Annotated in this window: 15 protein-coding genes, 1 pseudogene and 1 riboswitch; of the genes and pseudogenes, 8 read left to right on the forward strand and 8 right to left on the reverse strand. The window is 68.5% G+C overall.

Annotated features, from left to right (window positions below):
- Positions 1 to 1,487: ABC transporter ATP-binding protein (locus E3O18_RS13995; protein ID WP_241976572.1), on the reverse strand; the 1,487-nt coding region annotated here is incomplete at its 3' end.
- Positions 1,488 to 1,644: 157 nt separating this feature from the next.
- Between E3O18_RS13995 and E3O18_RS14000 the strand changes: the two genes are divergently transcribed.
- Genes E3O18_RS14000 through E3O18_RS14010 form a run of 3 tightly spaced genes read left to right on the forward strand, consistent with a single transcriptional unit; the run spans position 1,645 to position 4,225 of the window.
- The gene (locus E3O18_RS14000) at positions 1,645 to 2,571 is read left to right on the forward strand and encodes an ATP-binding cassette domain-containing protein (RefSeq protein ID WP_134418365.1); all 927 of its coding nucleotides are present in this window, start codon (positions 1,645 to 1,647) and stop codon (positions 2,569 to 2,571) included.
- On the forward strand, positions 2,568 to 3,404 hold the full coding sequence (locus E3O18_RS14005; RefSeq protein WP_134398856.1) for an ABC transporter permease: 837 nt from the start codon (positions 2,568 to 2,570) through the stop codon (positions 3,402 to 3,404). Before E3O18_RS14000 ends, E3O18_RS14005 begins: the two co-directional genes overlap by 4 nt.
- The gene (locus E3O18_RS14010) at positions 3,401 to 4,225 is read left to right on the forward strand and encodes an ABC transporter permease (RefSeq protein WP_134418366.1); all 825 of its coding nucleotides are present in this window, start codon (positions 3,401 to 3,403) and stop codon (positions 4,223 to 4,225) included. Before E3O18_RS14005 ends, E3O18_RS14010 begins: the two co-directional genes overlap by 4 nt.
- A gap of 152 nt (positions 4,226 to 4,377) precedes the next feature.
- On the opposite strand, the pseudogene E3O18_RS16650 reads toward E3O18_RS14010, so the two are convergent.
- The 6 genes and pseudogenes from E3O18_RS16650 to E3O18_RS14040 all read right to left on the reverse strand — a co-directional run.
- A pseudogene (locus tag E3O18_RS16650) lies at positions 4,378 to 4,817 on the reverse strand (hypothetical protein); the annotation flags it as partial.
- 48 nt (positions 4,818 to 4,865) lie between these two features.
- Positions 4,866 to 5,345, reverse strand: a complete 480-nt coding sequence (ribH, locus tag E3O18_RS14020; protein ID WP_134418367.1) for a 6,7-dimethyl-8-ribityllumazine synthase — start codon at positions 5,343 to 5,345, stop codon at positions 4,866 to 4,868.
- On the reverse strand, positions 5,342 to 6,604 hold the full coding sequence (gene ribB / locus E3O18_RS14025) for a 3,4-dihydroxy-2-butanone-4-phosphate synthase (RefSeq protein WP_134395282.1): 1,263 nt from the start codon (positions 6,602 to 6,604) through the stop codon (positions 5,342 to 5,344). The genes ribH and ribB overlap by 4 nt, the downstream gene beginning before the upstream one ends.
- Complete coding sequence (locus E3O18_RS14030) at positions 6,601 to 7,233, reverse strand: riboflavin synthase (protein ID WP_134395281.1); 633 nt, start codon at positions 7,231 to 7,233, stop codon at positions 6,601 to 6,603. Before E3O18_RS14030 ends, ribB begins: the two co-directional genes overlap by 4 nt.
- Positions 7,234 to 7,240: 7 nt before the next feature.
- Positions 7,241 to 8,257 (reverse strand): bifunctional diaminohydroxyphosphoribosylaminopyrimidine deaminase/5-amino-6-(5-phosphoribosylamino)uracil reductase RibD, encoded by a 1,017-nt coding sequence (ribD, locus tag E3O18_RS14035; RefSeq protein ID WP_241978199.1) that lies wholly within the window; start codon positions 8,255 to 8,257, stop codon positions 7,241 to 7,243.
- Between the two features lie 98 nt (positions 8,258 to 8,355).
- Positions 8,356 to 8,487: riboswitch (FMN riboswitch) on the reverse strand.
- Positions 8,488 to 8,568: 81 nt separating this feature from the next.
- The gene (locus tag E3O18_RS14040; RefSeq protein WP_134395280.1) at positions 8,569 to 9,354 is read right to left on the reverse strand and encodes an IclR family transcriptional regulator; all 786 of its coding nucleotides are present in this window, start codon (positions 9,352 to 9,354) and stop codon (positions 8,569 to 8,571) included.
- A 207-nt stretch (positions 9,355 to 9,561) separates the two neighbouring features.
- Between E3O18_RS14040 and dhaK the strand changes: the two genes are divergently transcribed.
- The 4 genes from dhaK to E3O18_RS14060 all read left to right on the forward strand — a co-directional run bounded on the left by dhaK (position 9,562) and on the right by E3O18_RS14060 (position 15,147).
- Complete coding sequence (gene dhaK / locus E3O18_RS14045) at positions 9,562 to 10,560, forward strand: dihydroxyacetone kinase subunit DhaK (protein WP_134395279.1); 999 nt, start codon at positions 9,562 to 9,564, stop codon at positions 10,558 to 10,560.
- Between the two features lie 4 nt (positions 10,561 to 10,564).
- Positions 10,565 to 11,209, forward strand: coding sequence for a dihydroxyacetone kinase subunit DhaL (gene dhaL / locus E3O18_RS14050; RefSeq protein WP_134395278.1), 645 nt, complete (start codon positions 10,565 to 10,567; stop codon positions 11,207 to 11,209).
- 3 nt (positions 11,210 to 11,212) lie between these two features.
- Positions 11,213 to 13,663: a phosphoenolpyruvate--protein phosphotransferase gene (gene ptsP / locus E3O18_RS14055; RefSeq protein WP_134418368.1), complete on the forward strand. Its 2,451-nt coding sequence runs from the start codon at positions 11,213 to 11,215 to the stop codon at positions 13,661 to 13,663.
- Positions 13,664 to 14,001: 338 nt separating this feature from the next.
- The gene (locus tag E3O18_RS14060; RefSeq protein WP_134395276.1) at positions 14,002 to 15,147 is read left to right on the forward strand and encodes a glycerol dehydrogenase; all 1,146 of its coding nucleotides are present in this window, start codon (positions 14,002 to 14,004) and stop codon (positions 15,145 to 15,147) included.
- A gap of 55 nt (positions 15,148 to 15,202) precedes the next feature.
- Here E3O18_RS14060 and E3O18_RS14065 read toward each other — a convergent pair whose 3' ends face one another.
- Positions 15,203 to 16,171 (reverse strand): sugar-binding domain-containing protein, encoded by a 969-nt coding sequence (locus tag E3O18_RS14065; RefSeq protein ID WP_134395275.1) that lies wholly within the window; start codon positions 16,169 to 16,171, stop codon positions 15,203 to 15,205.
- Positions 16,172 to 16,340: 169 nt separating this feature from the next.
- Between E3O18_RS14065 and E3O18_RS14070 the strand changes: the two genes are divergently transcribed.
- A complete protein-coding gene (locus E3O18_RS14070) occupies positions 16,341 to 18,029 on the forward strand; it encodes a glycerol-3-phosphate dehydrogenase/oxidase (RefSeq protein WP_134395292.1) in 1,689 nt (562 codons plus the stop codon).
- Positions 18,030 to 18,196: the final 167 nt, after the last annotated feature.

The following is an 18,196-nucleotide window of genomic DNA, read 5'->3' on the forward strand; positions in this document are numbered from 1 at the left end:
GCCGCGGCGGCGGCGTGCGCGGTCGCCCGGCCGGCGGCGGCCTCGGACCGAGCCGCGGCGGCGCGGTCAGCGGCAGCGAGATCTGCCTCGACGAGGTCGGGTTCGGCCAGCACGGCCTCCATCACGGCCGGAACCACGATGGCGGTCTCGAGCACGAACGGAGCCGCGACGGCGGTCTCGATCAGCGCGTTCTCGGCGGCGACAAGCTCGGCGTCGGAAGCCGTGTGAGCGGAACGCCCGGCACCGGAAAGAGCGCTGGCATCCGCCGGCGCGGCCGGAGCAGAGCCGATAGCGCCCGCACCGGCTGCGGCTCCGGCACCACGGCCGACACCGGCAGCACCTGCCTCCGACCCTGCCTCCGCGCCCGCACCCGCGGCATCCGTCGCTGCCGGGGCGACCAGGTAGCCGAACTGCACGTTCTCGAACGAGATCGCCGGGGCATCCGGCCGCACCGACTCGTTGGCGGCGCCGACCGTGATGGCCAGCGGCGCGATGTCGCGGTCGAACTGGTCCTCGGTGGGCAGGTCGATGATCTCCTGGATGCGGCCGAGGGCGCCAAGCGCGGAGTTCACGGAGGTGATCGCGCCGAACGCCTGGCCGAGCGGCACGATCATCAGGAACAGGAACAGGATGAACGCGATCAGGTCCGCGATCGTGATGGTGCCGCTGGCTACGCGGAAGCCGCCCACGCCCAGCACGACCAGGAACGACACCTGCATGGCGATGCCGGCGATCGGCACGACGAGGGCCGAGATCCTCGCGACCTGGATGCCCATCCGCCAGGCGCCCTTGGCGTCCTCCTCGACGGCGGCGATCTCCCGGTCGGTGGCGTTGGAGGCGCGCACGGTGCGCACCGCGCTGATGGCGCGCTCGACACTGGCGGCGAGGTCGCCGACCTTGGCCTGCGCGGCGAGGCTGGCGGCACGGATGCGCTGCGACAGCAGTGTGACGGTGACCACCGACACGGCGATCACCAGTACCGTCAGGCCGAGCAGCACCGGATCGATCACGAGCATGGCGATGAGCGCGCCGACGAACGTGAGCGACCCGCCGATCGCCTCGACCAAACCCTGGGTGAGCACGGCCCGCAGCAGCGTGGTGTCCGACCCCACCCGGGAGACCAGGTCACCGGTGCGACGGGTGTCGAATTCGCTGATCGGAAGGCGCAGCATCCGCCCGATCAGTTTGCGGCGGCTGGAGAGCACGACGCCCTCACCGGTGCGCTGCAGCAGATAGTGCTGGTAACCGCTGATCAGGGCGGAGACGACGACGAGTGCGACCAGCGCCCACACCAGGCCGCCGAGCGCGTCACCCTCCTGCACGATAGTGATGACCTGGCTGACCAGGAGCGGCTGGGCGAGGCTGGCGAGGGCGCCGAGGATGCTGAGTACGACGACGAAGCCGAGCACCTTCTTGTGCTCGAGCAGGTACGGGACCAGCTGGCTGAACGTCGCGCGGGGGCCGCCGGCATCGTCGCGGCGCCCCATCCGGCCGAGGCGACCGCGACCGGCCGTGCGACCGGCCGTGCGGAAGTCCGTGCTGGTGGTCGGGCGGGCGGTGGAACGGGGATTGCTGGGGGTACTCACCAAATGAGCTTAACCGCATCCTGCGGTGGATTGGCCCGGCGGTCTACAGTGAGGAACTGTGCCGGAGCCAGTCATCGTTGCCCAGAATCTTGTCAAGAAGTACAAGAATTTCGCCGCCGTCGACGGTATCTCGTTCGAGGTGGCACCGGGCGAATCGTTCGGGCTGCTCGGCCCGAACGGGGCCGGCAAGTCGACCACCATGCGCATGGTGGGCGCCGTCTCCACCCGCACCGGCGGCGACCTCCGCATTCTGGGCCTCGACCCGAACCGGTACGGCCCGGAGATCCGCTCGAGGCTCGGCGTGGTGCCGCAGGCCGACAACCTCGACACCGAGCTGCGGGTGCGCGAGAACCTGCTCGTCTACGGCCGCTACTTCGGCCTGCCGCGGGCCGAGGTGGCCCGCCGCGCCGACGAGCTGCTGGCGTTCGCGCAGCTCGAGGACAAGGCGAAGTCGAAGGTGGACGCGCTTTCCGGGGGCATGAAGCGGCGCCTCACGATCGCGCGGGCCCTGATCAACGACCCGAGCATCCTGCTGCTCGACGAACCGACCACGGGCCTCGACCCGCAGGCCCGGCATATCCTCTGGGACCGCCTGTTCCGGCTCAAGGAGCAGGGCACGACCCTGCTGCTCACCACCCACTACATGGACGAGGCCGAGCAGCTCTGCGACCGGCTGGTCGTGATTGACAAGGGCGTGATCATGGCCGAGGGTGCCCCGGCTCAGCTGATCCGCACCTACTCCTCCCGGGAGGTGCTCGAGGTGCGGTACGGCTCCGATCTCAACGCCGACGTGGCCGCGCGCCTCAAAGGCATGGGCGACCGCATCGAGGTGCTGCCCGACCGCATCCTGATCTACAGCGAGAACGGCGAGTCCGAGTTGGTGCGCATCGTGGAGGCCGGACTCACCCCGATCACCAGCCTGGTGCGGCGCTCCAGCCTGGAAGACGTGTTCCTGCGCCTGACCGGACGGACCCTGATCGAATGACCGTCGATGAGACCGTCGGCGACCGGGCCATCCGTTCCACCCGGCGCACCCGGCGCTGGGGCTCCTGGTACGTCGCCGAGCACCGCTTCCTGTCGCTGCGCGCCTACGCCCAGACGGTGGTCGTGACCGCGATCGGCAACCCGGTCATCTACCTCTACGCGATGGGGGTCGGCTTGGCCACCCTCGTCGACGCCAACCTGGGCACGGATGCCGTCGGCGGGGTCAGCTACCTGCCGTTCGTCGCCCCCGCCCTGCTCTGCAGCGCGGCGATCGCCGTGGCGAGCGACGAGTTCACCTACCCGATCATGCTCGGCTTCAAATGGAACCCGGTGTTCTTCGCGATGAATGCCGCCCCGATCCAGCCGGGCCAGATCATCAACGGCATCGTCATCGCGGTGGCCGTGCGCATGGTCGTCACCTGCGGCATCTTCTACGGGTTCATGCTGCTGTTCGGCGCGGTTTCGGCAGCTGCTGGGTTCGTCACCGTGTTCGTCGCCCTGCTCACCGGCCTCGGCTTCGGCGCCCTGCTGATGGCGTACACGGCCACCCTCACCGAGGACACCGGCCAGCTGGCCATGGTGATGCGCTTCGTCATCCTGCCGATGACGCTGTTCTCCGGCACCTTCTTCCCGCTCGGCGTGCTGCCGATCTGGCTGCAGTGGATCGGCTGGATCTCCCCGCTTTGGCACGGCACCGAACTGGCCCGGGTGTTCGCCTACGGCGCGAACGAACCGCTCTGGCTGAGCGTGGTGCACGTGCTCTACCTGGCCGTGCTGCTCGCTGCCGGCTGGGTCGCAGCCCGGCGCATCACGGCGAGGCGGCTGAACAAATGACCGGAACCGAGCGGCAAACGGATGCCCCGGCATCCCGCCCACTCGGCGCGCTCTACGCCGGCAACGCCCGCAGCGTCATGTTCCGGGGCTGGCAGGCAACGAGGAGCACCAACTGGCTCGTCGTGGTCAGCGGCTTCTTTGAACCGATCTTCTACCTGCTCTCGATGGGCCTCGGCCTCGGCGCGCTGGTCGGCACGATCACGACCGAGTCGGGCCAGGAGGTGCCATACGCGGCGTTCATCGCGCCGGCCCTGCTCGCGGTCGCCGCGATGAACGGCGCCATCTACGACTCCACCTGGAACGTGTTCTTCAAGATGCAGTTCGCCAAGCTCTACGAGGGCATGCTGTCCACGTCGCTCGGCCCGCTGGATATCGCGCTCGGCGAGATCTCGCTGGCGCTGCTCCGCGGGGCGCTCTACGCCACCGGCTTCCTGGTCGTGATGCAGGCGCTCGGGCTGAACCTGTCCTGGTGGGCACTGCTGGCCCTGCCGGCCGTGCTCCTGATCGCGTTCGGCTTCGCGAGCGTGGGGATGGCCGTGACGAGCTTCATGAAGACGTTCCAGCAGATGGACTGGATCACGTTCCTGCTGCTGCCGATGTTCCTGTTCTCGGCCACGTTCTACCCGCTGAGCGTCTACCCGCAGTCGATCCAGTACGTGATCCAGGCGCTCCCGCTCTGGCACGGGGTGGAGCTGGTGCGCGGCCTGACCGCCGGTCAGGTCGACGCCGGGATGCTCTGGCACGTGCTCTACTACCTGGTGATGATCCTGCTTGGACTGGTCTTCACGACCCGGCGCCTGCGCACCCTGTTCCTCGACTGACGGAGCGCACGCCCGACGCAACTGTTGCCCGTTCGGACGACTGTTGCCGGCACACGGGCAACAGTCGTCCGCTTCGGCAACAGTTGTCGGCGCCCGGCGCCCGGCAGACGGATGCCGCGGCGACTGTTCCCGACCAGCGTGCGCTACACCGGCAGCACGCCGACGATCATCATCAGGATGAAGTCGTCGTAGCTGTACCCGAGGCCGGGCACCGGGGCATCCGTCGCGCCGCGGCCGTAGCCAAGTGTGAACGTGGCCAGCATGATGAACGTGCCGAGGATCAACTGGCGCCAGTGCGACGTGAACACGGCCGCGAGCGGCAGCTGCTCCACCCGCTTGGTGGCGACGACCCTCGTGAACGCGTCGGATTCGACCAGGCGCGCAGGACCACGAGCAGGGCCGGCGCAAGCCAACCCATTATGGCGTCGGTGGGCAGCAACCCGATCAGGAAGGTCGCGAAGAGCAGGGCGCCGATGGGGCGGGCCACCATGGCCGCGCCGAAGACGGCGAACGACGCGAGCAGCGCCGTGGTCTCGTGGCCGGTCGGGAGGAACAGGTGCGGGAAGACGAGGACGGCGGCCGTTTGTGACAGCCGCCGTCAGGTAGCGATACGGATACCGCCGCGCACCACGGTCGTGTCTTACTCGCGCAGCTTCTGCAGCTTCTGCAGCAGCTGAGCGGTCGCGATGGCCGCCGCGGCCGCCTCCTCGCCCTTGTCCTCCTTCGAGCCGGGCAGGCCCGCTCGGTCCAGACCCTGCTGCTCGTCGTCGAGGGTGAGCACGCCGAAACCCACCGGTTTGCCGGTGTCCAGCGCCACCCGGGTGAGGCCATCCGTTGCCGCCGACGACACGTACTCGAAGTGCGGGGTGCCGCCACGAATGATCACGCCGAGCGCGACGACCGCGTCGGCGCCGTTGTCGAGGGCCACCTTGCACGCCACCGGCAGCTCGAAGCTGCCGGGAACCCGCACGAGCGAGTAGCGGGCACCGGATGCCTCGAGCACCCGGGTCGCACCGGCGATCAGCCCGTCGGTGATCACGTCATGCCAGCGTCCGGCGACGATCACGATGTCCAGCCCGGTTCCGTCGATCTCGATCTCCGGGGAGCCTGCTCCGCTCATAGTGCGATTCCTTTCAGCATGTCTGCTTCTGCGATGTGGTGGCCCATCCGGTCGCGCTTGACGGCCAGGTAGCCCTGATTGTGCGTGCCGACGCCGACGACGAGCGGCACTCGCTCGGTCACGGTGATGCCGTGCGCCTCGAGCTGGCGCACCTTCTCCGGGTTGTTGGTCAGCAGCCGCACGCCGGACAGGCCCAGGTCGTGCAGAATGGCCGTGGCGGCGCCGTAGTCGCGGGAGTCGGCGGGAAGGCCCAGCGCCACGTTGGCGTCGAAGGTGTCCAGGCCCTCCTCCTGGAGCTTGTAGGCGCGCAGCTTGTTGATCAGCCCGATGCCGCGGCCCTCCTGGCCGCGCAGGTAGACCACGACGCCGCCGAGCTCCTGAATGGTCTCCAGGGCGGCATCCAGCTGCGGCCCGCACTCGCATTTGAGAGAGCCGAACGCCTCACCGGTGAGACACTCGGAGTGCACCCGCACGATCGCGCCGTCGGCGGGGGTGCCGGAGACGATGGCCACGTGGTCGGCGCCGGTCATCCGGTCCCGGTAGGCGCGCACCTGGAAGTAGCCGTGCCGGGTGGGCACCGTGGTCTCCACCTCGAAGTCCACCCGCGGCGATTCGAGGATCGGGCTGACTGTGGGCAGCGCGGTGTCGGTGTGGAACTCCTGCAGGTACGCGATCAGGTCCTTGATGGTGATCACCAGCACGCCCTCGCGCTCGCCGAGGGCGAGAAGCCCGGGCAGGCGCATCATTTCGCCGTCTTCGGCGACGATCTCGCAGATCCCGGCGACCGGCACGAGGCCGGCCAGTTTCATCAGGTCGACGGCCGCCTCCGTGTGGCCGTCCCGCTCGCGCACACCGCCATCCCTCGCGCGCAGCGGCATGATGTGGCCGGGCCGGTGCAAGCTCGACGGCCTGGAGGCCGGATCGGCCAGCACGCGCAGGGTGTGCGCGCGGTCGGCCGCGCTGATCCCGGTGCTGAGCCGGTCGGCCGCGTCGACCGACACCGTGTAATTCGTGCCGCGGGGATCCTCATTGTTCGGCACCATTACCGGCAGATCGAGCTTGTCGGCGAGGTCGTTGGTCATCGGCGCGCAGATGAAGCCGGAGGAGTACCGCACCGTCCAGGCGATCCACTCCTGGGTGGCCATCTGGGCGGAGATGATCACGTCGCCCTCGTTCTCACGGCCCTCGTCGTCGGCGACGATGACCGGTTTCCCGAGCCGGAGGGCAGCCAGTGCGGTGGGAATGTCGGCGAGGCTCATGAGTGGCTCCTTTTCGATCCGGCGTCCGCTAGGGCGAGCATGCGCTCGACGTGGCGGGCCAGGATGTCGGTTTCAATGTTGACGTGATCGCCGATCGCGCGCTGTCCCAGCGTCGTGACGGTGAGCGTTTCGGGGATGAGCGAGACTTCGAACCACTGGTCCGGTTCGCTCGCCGGGCTGATGTTGCTGACGGTCAGCGAGACGCCGTCCACGGCGATGGAGCCCTTGCCCACCACGAGCGGGGCGAGTTCGGCGGAGAGGCTGAATCGCAGCACCCGCCAGGCCTCACCGGGGGTGACGGCCAGCAGGGTGCTGGTGCCGTCGATATGACCCTGCACGATGTGGCCGCCCAGGCGGTCGCCGACGAGGGCGGCGCGCTCGAGGTTGACCGGGCTGCCGGCGCGGGCGGCGTCGAGGGTGGACATCAGGAGGGTCTGGGCCATCACATCGGCGGTGAAGGTGTCGCCGGTCCGCTCCACCACGGTGAGGCAGACGCCGTTGACCGCGATCGAGTCGCCGTGGCCGACGTCGGCCACGACTCGCGGGCCGCGGATGGTGAGGCGGGCGGCATCCGTGGATCGCTCCACCTTCTCGACCTGGCCGAGTTCCTCGATGATTCCGGTGAACATGGGTGTCCTATCTCGGCCGGGCGACGACGAGGAGGTCGTCGCCGAGTCGGTCGTAGTGGTCGATGGCCAGGCGGCGCTGGTCGGTGATGCCGGCCACCCCGATGTCGCCCAGGGCGAGCCGGGCGCCGCCGAGCAGCGTGGGCGCGAGGTACACGAGGTACTCGTCGACCAGGCCGGCCGCGACGAACGCGCTGGCGAGAGTGGGCCCACCCTCGATGAAGGCGTGACGGATGCCGCGCCGGTGCAGGTCGTGCAGCACGGCCAGCAGATCGTCGGTGGCGAAGAAGAGGGGCGGATGCGGGTGGGCGCGGAGAACGGCGTCGGTGGGGATGCCGCGGGTGCCGATCACGACCGGCACCGGCTGCGTGGGCAGAAGCTCTCCAGCGGCGTCGCGGGCGGTCAGGGCAGGGTCGTCGGCGAGCGCGGTGCCGGTGCCGACGAGAATGGCGCCGGCTGCCGCGCGACGCCGGTGCACGTCCTGCCGGGCCTCCGGTCCGGTGATCCAGCGGCTGGTCCCGTCGTCGGCCGCCGCGCGCCCGTCGAGGCTCGACGCCCACTTGAGCGTCACGAACGGGCGCCCAAGACGGGCGGCGACGAGCCAGTCGGCGAGGAACGCCTCTCCCGCGCCGGCGAGCAGCCCGCCGGTGACGTCGATTCCGGCGCCGTGGAGCCGGTCGGCCCCGCCCGAGGAGTCGACACCGGGGTCGGCGACGCCGTAGACGACCCGGCGGACGCCGGCGTCGATCAGGGCGAGCGAGCAGGGGCCGGTGCGGCCGGTGTGGTTGCAGGGTTCGAGGGTGACGACGGCGGTGGCACCGCGGGCCGCGCCGGCGGCGAGTCGGCTCAGGGCGACAACCTCGGCGTGGGGGGTTCCGGCGCCGCGATGCCAGCCTTCGGCCAGGACTTGCCCGGAATCGTCGAGGAGAACACAGCCGACGCGGGGGTTCGGGCCTGTGGCGGGCCCATTCGCGGCCAACGCGAGCGCACGCCGCATGGTGGCCTCGAGCGTCGCTTGGTCCGTCATTCCCGTCCTGTCCGTTGGTGCAACGAACTCCGGGTTTTCGGTGCGGCGAACACCATGTGGGTTGCGAAACCCGCCGACCGACCGGAATGGTCCATCGACTCGTGCGCCTCTCATCCGGACTTTAACCGTCGGTGCTGGAATTACACCAGCTCAACCGTTCCGCTCTGGGAGTGGCACGGGTCGCGGACTTTCACCGCCGGTTCGGACTTACACCGACCCCGGAGCACGTTTCATATAACTACTACTAGTTATATCCCAACGCGTCGGCCACAGAAAAATTCCCGTTCGAGAGTGCGGCCTGCGGGTGGTGCTCACGACTGCGGATGCGCGGCGACGGCCGGTTGGGGGGCCCGCGGCGGCCAGGTGCTGGCGCCGAGTTCCCGGGAGATGTTCCGGGCCGTCTCACGCAGTCCGTTCAGCACGCTGGAGTCGGGAGGCCACTCGCTCGACGGTACGACGATGGCGACCGCGGCAATGACATTGCCGCGGGTGTCGACCACGGGCGCCGCGATCGACGACTCGCCCAGCACGGCCTCGTCCTCTTCGGTGGCGATGCCGTTGCTCACGATCGACGCGAACTGGATGGCCAGCTGAGCCGGGTCGATGATCGTGGCGCCGGTGAGACTGCGCAGGGGCCTCCCCAGCAGTCCGGAGGCGTATTCCGGACTGTATGCGAGGAGAACCTTGCCCATTGCCGAGGCGTGGGCCGGGATGGAGAGGCCCGTTTCGGGCATCTGCTGGCTGCCGTCAGGCCGCTGATTGTGGTGAATGATGATGACCTCGTCGAACAATTGCACCCCCAGACGTGTGGACAGTCCGGTTCTGCGCGCGAGTTCGAGGGTCCAGCGCATGGCCCGCGCGCGCACATCGAGCGTGTCGAGGTAGACATTCGACAGTTTGAGCAGGGCCGGGCCGAGCATGTACCGGTTGCCGCCGGGCTCCTGCGCGACAAGACCGTGGCCCTGCAGAGATTTGACGATGCCGTGCACGGTCGAGACCGGCAGCCCGAGTTCGGTGGCGAGCTCGGTGATGCCGAGGTGGCGTGCGCCCTGCAACGACGACAGCACTTTCGCCGCACGATCGATGGCTTGAATCACAGCTGCCTCTCCGGTTGATCCCTTCAGTATGCCGCGTCCCCGACAAGTCTTCCTGCACCGTGTTGACATCGACCATCTCTCCGGAGGATATTCGACATTATCGAATTGCGTTCTGTATTTCTTTGAGTCGCGAGGAAAGGTGCTCGCGGATCCAGCTCGAAAAGTTCAACGGAGAGCAAACATGAAGATAATCCTGGAGGTCTCACCATGAAGAAACTGATCAATTCCCCGGAGACGGTTCTCGCCGATTCCCTCGTCGGCGTGGCGGCCGCACACCCGGAACTTCGCGTCGACCACGTCAACCGCATCATCTACCGAGCAGACCCGACCAGAGCCGGCAAAGTCGCGCTGCTCTCGGGTGGAGGAACCGGCCATGAGCCGCTCCACGGTGGTTTCGTCGGCGTGGGAATGCTGGACGCGGCCTGCGCCGGGGCGGTCTTCACCTCGCCGACACCCGACCAGATGCTTGAGGCCACGAAGGTCGTGGACAGTGGAGCGGGCGTGCTTCACATCGTCAAGAACTACACGGGCGACGTGATGAACTTCGAAATGGGCGCGGAACTGGCCGCGGCGGAGACCGGGATCGAGGTTGCCGTCGTGGTCGTCGACGACGACGTCGCGGTCGAGGATTCCACCTTCACCGCCGGCCGCCGGGGCGTCGGCACCACTGTCCTGCTCGAGAAGATCGCGGGTGCGGCGGCTGAGGAAGGCCGCGACCTCGCGGCCGTCGCCGCGGTGGCCCGCCAGGTCAATGAGTCCGGCCGTTCCATGGGCGTGGCCCTGAGCAGCTGCACGGTTCCCGCGGCCGGGAAGCCGACCTTCGAACTCGCCGAGGGCGAAATGGAGATCGGCGTGGGCATTCACGGGGAGCCGGGACGCCGCCGCGTGCCGCTGGCCGGCGCCGCCGAGATCGCTCGTCTGCTCGTTGAGCCGATCCTCGCCGACCTGGATTACACCGGCGCCCCGACGATCGTGATGGTGAATGGGTTGGGCGGAACCCCGTTGATCGAGCTCTATGTCATGTATGCCGAAGTCAGGAAGATCCTGGGCGCCGCCGGCATCACGGTCGCCCGCTCACTCGTGGGCAATTACATCACCGCGCTGGACATGGCGGGCTGCTCCGTCACGATCCTCAAGGCCGACGAGAATCTGCTTCAGCTGTGGGACGCGCCGGTGAACACCTCCGGACTGCGGTGGGGGATCTAGCACCATGACGAATGACACGATCAGCCTTGACCAGTTCACCGGCTGGCTCACCCGCTTTCGCAACCTGGTGACCGAGCAGGTCTCCTACCTCACCGAGCTGGACTCGGCCATCGGCGACGCGGACCACGGCTCGAACATGACCCGCGGAATGGGTGCGGTACTGGAGAAAATCCAGGCCTCACCGGCCGGCGCCGTCGACGAACTGTTCAAAGGCGTGGGGATGACCCTGGTGACGTCCGTGGGTGGCGCCAGCGGCCCCCTGTACGGCACCTTCTTCCTGCGGATCGGTACCTCGGCAGGACCGGTCGGCACCCTGGACGCGCCCGGCCTGGCGGCCGCGCTCCGTGCAGGGCTGGGCGGCGTTGTTGCCCGCGGCAAGGCCGAGGCCGGCGACAAGACCATGTTCGACGTCCTCGCTCCCGCGCTCGACGCGTTCGATGCCGAACTCGTCATTTCTTCCGATATCTCCTCGGCGGCCCGTGCCGCCTACTCCGCCGCGCAAACCGGGCGGGATGCCACCGCACCCCTGGTCGCCCGCAAGGGCAGGGCCAGCTATCTGGGGGAACGCAGCATCGGCCACATCGACCCGGGAGCCGCATCGACGGCGCTGCTTTTCCAGGCTCTGGCCGAGATCCTCGGCGAGGAGTAGACCGTGATCGGAATCGTCGTGGTGTCGCACAGCCCCCGTCTCGCGCAGGCGGCAGTGGACCTCGCAGTGGAAATGGTCGGGGTCAACGGCCCGGACATCGCGATCGCAGCCGGTGCCGGCGAGGGCGTGATCGGAACGGATGCGTTCAAGGTCGCCGAGGCCATCGCCGAGGTTGCCTCTCCCGAAGGCGTGCTCGTGATGATGGATCTGGGATCGGCTGTGATGAGCGCCGAAATGGCGCTTGAGTTCTCGGACGACCCCGACCTGCCCGTCCGGCTCAGCAGCGGCCCGTTCGTGGAGGGCCTGATGGCGGCCGTGGTGCGCGCGGCGGGTGGCGCCACCCTGGACGAAGTGGAACGTGAGGCCCGAGGTGCTCTCCGCGCCAAGCAGAGTCACCTGGGCGACGAGGACCCGGCCGATCTGCCGGCCGACTCGGGCTCGGCGGCGGAACACGCGATCGAGGTGACGCTGCCGAACCCCGACGGCCTGCACGCGAGACCGGTGTCGATGCTCGTGACCGCCCTCAGCGCCTTCGAGGCCACGGTCACGGTCGCCAACCTCCGCACCGGGCGGCCCCCGGTGCCGGCCAACAGCCCGACTGCCCTGCTGACCGTCGACGCCCGGAAGGGCGACACGATCTCCGTCGCCGCGGCCGGGCGGCAGGCCGTGGAGGCGCTCGAGGCCGTGAGCGACCTCGTGGGGAAGGGCTTCGGGGAGCTGGGGGCCGCCTCCGCTCGCGCGCCCGAGCCCGCGCTGTCCCTGTCCCAACCGCAGGCTCAGCCATCCAGCGGAGCGCCGTCGAGCGGGCCCCTGGGCGTGAGCCCCGGCCTGGCCGTCGGTCCGATCGTGCGCATGCCGGAGACACTGGATGAACCGGGACCGGCAGCCGCACTCCCGGTGAGCGCGCGGGAGGCGGCCGCGGAGCGGATCGTGGCCGCCGCATCATCCGTAGCCCGGGCACTGCGGGACAAGGCGGCCCGGGTGTCGGGCGCGGCGCGGGGCATCCTGGAAGCAACGGCGCTGATGGCGGCGGATCCCGGGCTGATCGACGCTGCAGTTTCCCGGGTGACCGGGCAGGGCCACACTCCGGAGCGTGCCGTCTGGGCGGCCGTGGGCGAGGTCACGGCGGCCTTCACGGAGCAGGGTGGGCTCCTCGCCGAACGCATCCCGGACCTGCATGACGTGCGCAACCGCATCGTGTCCGAGTTGCTCGGCCGACCGGCACCGGGGCTGCCGGATCGTGTGGAGCCGTATGTGCTCGTGGCCCGGGACCTGGCCCCCGCCGACACGGCCCTGATCGACCCCACGGTGTGTCGGGCCATCGTCACCGTCGAAGGCGGCCCCACCTCCCACACGGCCATCCTCGCGCGGGCGCTCGGCCTGCCTGCCGTGGTGGCGGCTCGTGACGCGATGGACCTGCCCGAGGGAAGCGTGGTGATCGTTGACGGCACGACCGGTGAGATCGTCGTGAATCCCTCCGACGACCAGGTGGCGCGAGCCGAGGAACAGCACAGCCGGGTGATCACCTTCGACGGCACGGGACAGACCAGGGACGGGCACCGCGTTCAGCTCCTCGCGAACGTGGCGTCGCCGGACAGTGTTGCCGCCGCGATCGAGGCGAAGGCCGAGGGTGTCGGCCTCTTCCGCACCGAATTCTGCTTCCTCGACCACGCCGAGGCTCCGGGACTCGACGAACAGGTCGCCGCGTACCGGCAGGTGTTCGCCGGATTCCCCGGGAAGAAGGTCACGATCCGAACGCTGGATGCCGGGGCCGACAAGCCGCTGGCCTTCGTCACGGCGGCCGACGAAGTCAACCCTGCCCTCGGCATCCGGGGGTATCGCACAGCGTGGCAGCGGCCAGAACTGCTGGACACCCAGCTGCAGGCCATCGCAGCGGCGGCCGCCGCGGAAAACGCCGACGTCGGCGTCATGGCCCCCATGATCGCGACCGTCGACGAGTCCGTGGATTTCGCGGCCCGCTGTGCCGCGCACGGCCTGCACAATGTGGGCGTGATGATCGAGACTCCCGCTGCCGCCATCACGGCGGGCCCCATCCTCGAACGGGTTGACTTCGCAAGTCTGGGGACCAACGACCTCGCCCAGTACACCATGGCGGCCGATCGGCTGATGGGGGAGCTCGCCCTGCTCAACGACCCCTGGCAGCCCGCGGTCCTGAGGATGATCCGGGAGGCCTGCCAGGCCGGTCTGGCGGCCGGCAAACCGGTCGGGGTCTGCGGTGAGGCCGCGGCCGATCCGATGCTCTCCGCCATCCTGGTGGGACTCGGGGCGACCAGCCTGTCGATGTCCCCGCGCGCCCTGGGCGGTGTGGCGGAGTTCCTGCGCGGCGTGACGGTAACCCAGTGCCGGGACGCCGCGATCGCCGCGGTCGCCGCCGGCAGCGCCGGTGCTGCCCGGTCCGCCGCCGCGCTCCTGCTGGAGCCGGCGCCGGCCTAGCTGCCGGTGCCGGGTCCGCCCGAGCATCGGATTTGCACAGACGTGCACCGCGTGTCTTCAGAAAAAGCAATGTATGTCCCGCTAATCCTGAATAGCATTCAGAAATAGGTCTCGAGACGCCTGTTCGTGCGCCAGATCTCCTCTCGAATCCGGGGCCTCGGGTTGGGCGGACGTGCGGGGCAGCGCGCGGAGGGTGCGGTTGCACGGTCGCCCGCTGCACAGCATCCGGTATCGGTCGAATCGGCGGATGTAGTGTGAAATCTGTGCCCCGGAAGACCGGTTCACCGCCGCCGTCCGACAAAGATGTAGACGCAGTTCGACCAGGAAGAAGGTCCACGATGACCACTCCAATCCGCACAGTCATGAGCCCCGGACGTTACGTCCAAGGCAAGGGAGCGATCGATCGCCTCGGCGAATTCGTATCCCAGATCGGCTCCGCCCCCCTGATCGTCGCTGATGACGTCGTGTGGGGTTTCGCAGGGCAGCAGGTCTCGGCGAGCTTCGCTGCTGCCGGCCTCCGCGTTGAACGGGTCGCCTTCGGCCGCTTCGCAACCGCATCCGCGGTCGACGCGCTGGTCGAGAAGATCCGCGCGACCGCGGCCGACGTGATCATCGGCGTGGGTGGCGGAAGCACGATCGACTCCGCCAAGGCCGCCGGCTTCCTGGCCGGTATTCGCTGGGTCAGCGTGCCCACGGTGGCGTCGACCGATGCTCCCACCTCCGCACTCTCGGTGATCTACACGGATGAGGGCGAGTTCGTCGAGTACCGGTTCTTCCCGCGCAACCCCGACCTCGTGCTCATCGACACCCAGATCGTGGCCAACGCGCCGGTCGAGTTCTTGATCGCCGGAGTCGGCGATGCGCTGGCAACCTGGCTCGAAGCCCGGGCCACGGCGGCTGCCCATGCGACCACGATGGCCGGGGGGCTGCCGACCCAGACCGGCACCGCGCTGGCCAAATTGTCGTGGGACGTCATCTGGGAGAACGCTCTTCCCGCCCTCGACGCCGTGCGTGACAACCTGGTCACTCCTGCCCTCGAGAAGCTGGTGGAGGCGAACACGCTCCTGTCCGGCCTCGGTTTCGAGTCGGGCGGTCTGGCCGCCGCCCACGCCATCCACAACGGCCTGACCGCGGCCCCGCAGACCCACGGGCTCACCCACGGTCAGAAGGTGAACATCGGCTCGCTGACCCAGCTGGTCCTTGAGGGCGCGCCACGGGCCGAGGTGGAAGACTTCATCGAGTTCACCACTCTCGTCGGATTGCCCACCACGCTGACCGAGATCGGTCTCAGCCTGGACGACGAGAAGGAGCTGAGGGCCATCGCCGCGGCGTCAACCCTGCCGGGTGAGACGATCCACAACATGCCGTTCGTGGTCACTGCCGACGACGTCCTCGACGCCCTCAAGTCGATCGAGCGGCTCTCGCGCTCCGTTCGCGTGGCACGCGGCCTGCCTGCCCCCGTCAAGTACGTGCAGAAGCACTGACTTGTCGGCCCGCCGGCGCCACGAACTTTCGTGGCGCCGGCGGGCCTGCGTCTTTTCACTCGCACAGTTCCCGGGCGGTGCTCTCGTCGATGAACAGGTCGGTGATCAGGTTGGCGGCCAGCGCACCACGGAGACTGTCCACCTTGGACTTGCCCGAGACGACGCAGATGCGCCGGGGGGTGCGGCGCAGCACCGACAGTTCCGGGCCGGTGCCGCGATCATTGAGCGGGATGCCGTCGGTTGATCCGTCCGCGCGGTAGAAGACCGTCGCGACGTCGCCGACGACCCCGGCATCGCTGAGCTCCGTGAGTTCGTCATCGTCGAGGTAACCGCCGACATAGACGTGGCTGGGGACGTTGGAGAAGGGCGAACCCACGCTGAAGAGAGCGACGTCCATGTTCCGCTGCATCTCCAGGAGCCGGCGCAGGCCGCGTTCCCGCCAGTACGCCGTGCGTGTGGCCGGGTCGTCGAAAAAGGTGGGAACCGGGAACTGTTCCAGGCGGGCGCCGAACGCGTTGCTGAACCGCTGCAAGATCTCGTTGGCGTAGTCCAGGCCAGTGCTGCGCGTGTTGCCGGCGCCATTCAGCTGCACGATCTGTGCGTTGTGAGTGCGCTTGGGGGTCACGTGGCGGCTGACCGCATTCATGGTGGAACCCCAGGCGATACCCATGATCATGTTCGAATCAAAGAACTCGCCGAGAATGCGTGCAACCGAGAGGGCCACCCGCTCCAATCGGTCGACGTCACTGGCGTGGTCGGGCACCGGCACGACGTGCGCGGTGACCTGGAATCGGTCCAGGATGAGTTTCTCCACCCGGCTCGTCGCGTCGAGCGGGGACCGGATCTGGATGTCGACCAACCCGCTGGTCCTGGCCTGGCTGAGCAGGCGGGACACCGAGGAGCGGGAGGTGTGCAGCTCCCGAGCGATGGCCTCCATGGTCAGGTCCTGCATGTAATAAAGGTGGGCCGCCGTGAGAGCGTCACTCGTTCGGTCCGACAGGGACGGATCGTCCGGATGGGTCATTCTGACTCCTTGCACATATGTTCAAACCGCTTGACCGTTTGTGTAGAACCTAGCAGGGTGGAAGCAATCCCCTCAAACCCCGCAGAGAAGTGAGCGAACAGTGCTGTCCACACCCGATCAGTCTTCCTCCGCACCGGCCACGTCCAGTGGCGCCGCCGCCCAGGCCGCCATCCAGGACCGCCCCCGCGCCCAGGTTCTCATTATCGGAGCCGGCATCAACGGCATCGCGACCTTTCGCGATCTGGCCCTGCAGGGCGTGGACGTCGCCATCGTCGACAAGGGCGACTACGTTTCCGGAGCATCCTCGGCCTCCTCGCACATGATCCACGGCGGTGTGCGCTACCTCGAGAACGGCGAATTCCGCTTGGTCAAGGAGTCGGTGGAGGAGCGAAACAGCCTTCTCAAGATCGCCCCCCATTACGTCAAACCGCTCAAGACGACCATCCCGATCTACTCCACCTTCTCCGGAGTGATGTCGGCGCCGATGCGGTTCCTCACCCACAAACAGGGCGCGGCCCAGGAGCGCGGAGCTCTGCTGATCAAGATCGGCATGATGCTCTACGACTCCTTCTCCCGCGACGGTGGCAATGTGCCCCGGCACGAGTTCCTCGGCAAGAAAGCGTCGCTCACGGTGCTGCCGCAGATCAATCCGGGCCTCAAGTACACGGCCACCTACTACGACGCCTCCATGCACGACCCGGAGCGTCTCGCCCTCGATGTGCTGTCTGACGGCCTGGCCGCCGGCCCCCATGCCCGCAGCGCCAACTACATCGAGGCCGTCGGTATGGATGCTGCGGGCGTGCGTCTGCGCAACACGGTCACCGGCGCCGAATTCAGCTTCGAGGCCGACATCGTGGTTAACACATCCGGACCGTGGACCGACCTCACGAACACGGCCCTCGGCCAGGCCAGCACCTACATGGGCGGCACCAAGGGGTCGCACGTCGTGCTCGACAACCCCGAACTGCTCGCCGCGACCGGCGGTCGCGAGATCTTCTTCGAGCACAAGGACGGCCGCATCGTGCTGATCTACCCGCTCGCGGGCCGCGTTCTCGTCGGCACGACCGACCTCGAGCACGACATGACCCAGCCGGCGCGCTGCACCGAGGCCGAGGTCGACTACTTCTTCGAACTCGTCAACCACGTTTTCCCGAAGGTGGCCGTCGACCGGTCGCAGATCGTGTTCCGGTTCGCCGGCGTGCGCCCGCTGCCCCGCCACGATGACGAGGCGCCCGGTTTCGTCTCGCGCGACTATCGCATCGAATCGCGCCCGCTCGGCGCCCGGCCCGGCACCCTGCTGAGCCTGGTCGGCGGCAAGTGGACTACCTTCCGAGCCCTGGCCGAGCACCTGAGCGGTGACATCCTGACCCTGCTCGGCGTGCCGCGCACCGTCTCGACGGTCGGCCTGTCCATCGGCGGCGGCCGAGACTTCCCGGCGACGGATGCCGCACGCCGGGTCTGGGTGGCCGCCAACGGCGACGAGGTCGGCGCCGAGCGTGCCGACGTGCTGCTGACCCGATACGGCACGCGCGCCACCGAGGTGATCGCCTGGCTCACCGCCGAACCGGACGCACCGCTCACGCAGCACCCCGGCTACACCCGGCGCGAAATCGAGCTCATCGCCCGGGCGGAATCGGTCATGCACCTGATGGACCTGCTGCTGCGCCGCACCAGCATCGCTTTCCGCGGCGAAGTGACTCTGCCACTGCTCACCGAGCTGGCCGGCGTGCTCGCACCGGTTCTCGGCTGGGACGCCGCCCGGAGCGCGCATGAGGTCGACACCGCGGCGAACACACTGCTCGACATGTACGGCGTGCACCTGGCCCCGGTGGAGACGCCGGCCGTGACGGCCGTTTAGGGACTGCTCGCGGCTACTCGACGGGCGGCCGCTGCGGTCGCCTGCCTCAGCCTGACCTCCGGCTCGGCCCCGGCTCGGCTCCGTACCCACAGACTTACAGGCTGATCTGCACAAACGTGCAGCACGCTCAGGACCATCGGCGGTCTCGAGTCGCTAGGTTTTCTACT

The sequence above is a fragment of the Cryobacterium sp. TMT2-42-4 genome (genome assembly GCF_004402645.1).
GTDB classification, from domain to species: Bacteria; Actinomycetota; Actinomycetes; order Actinomycetales; family Microbacteriaceae; genus Cryobacterium; species Cryobacterium sandaracinum.

Excerpts from the sequence above, each read along its gene's own strand:
- E3O18_RS14030 (WP_134395281.1), bottom strand. The coding sequence starts at position 7,233 with ATGTTCACCGGAATCATCGAGGAACTCGGCCAGGTCGAGAAGGTGGAG.
- E3O18_RS14005 (WP_134398856.1), top strand. The coding sequence starts at position 2,568 with ATGACCGTCGATGAGACCGTCGGCGACCGGGCCATCCGTTCCACCCGG.
- E3O18_RS14010 (WP_134418366.1), top strand. The coding sequence starts at position 3,401 with ATGACCGGAACCGAGCGGCAAACGGATGCCCCGGCATCCCGCCCACTC.
- E3O18_RS14060 (WP_134395276.1), top strand. The coding sequence starts at position 14,002 with ATGACCACTCCAATCCGCACAGTCATGAGCCCCGGACGTTACGTCCAA.
- ribH (WP_134418367.1), bottom strand. The coding sequence starts at position 5,345 with ATGAGCGGAGCAGGCTCCCCGGAGATCGAGATCGACGGAACCGGGCTG.
- E3O18_RS14065 (WP_134395275.1), bottom strand. The coding sequence starts at position 16,171 with ATGACCCATCCGGACGATCCGTCCCTGTCGGACCGAACGAGTGACGCT.
- ribD (WP_241978199.1), bottom strand. The coding sequence starts at position 8,257 with ATGACGGACCAAGCGACGCTCGAGGCCACCATGCGGCGTGCGCTCGCG.
- ribB (WP_134395282.1), bottom strand. The coding sequence starts at position 6,604 with ATGAGCCTCGCCGACATTCCCACCGCACTGGCTGCCCTCCGGCTCGGG.
- dhaK (WP_134395279.1), top strand. The coding sequence starts at position 9,562 with ATGAAGAAACTGATCAATTCCCCGGAGACGGTTCTCGCCGATTCCCTC.
- dhaL (WP_134395278.1), top strand. The coding sequence starts at position 10,565 with ATGACGAATGACACGATCAGCCTTGACCAGTTCACCGGCTGGCTCACC.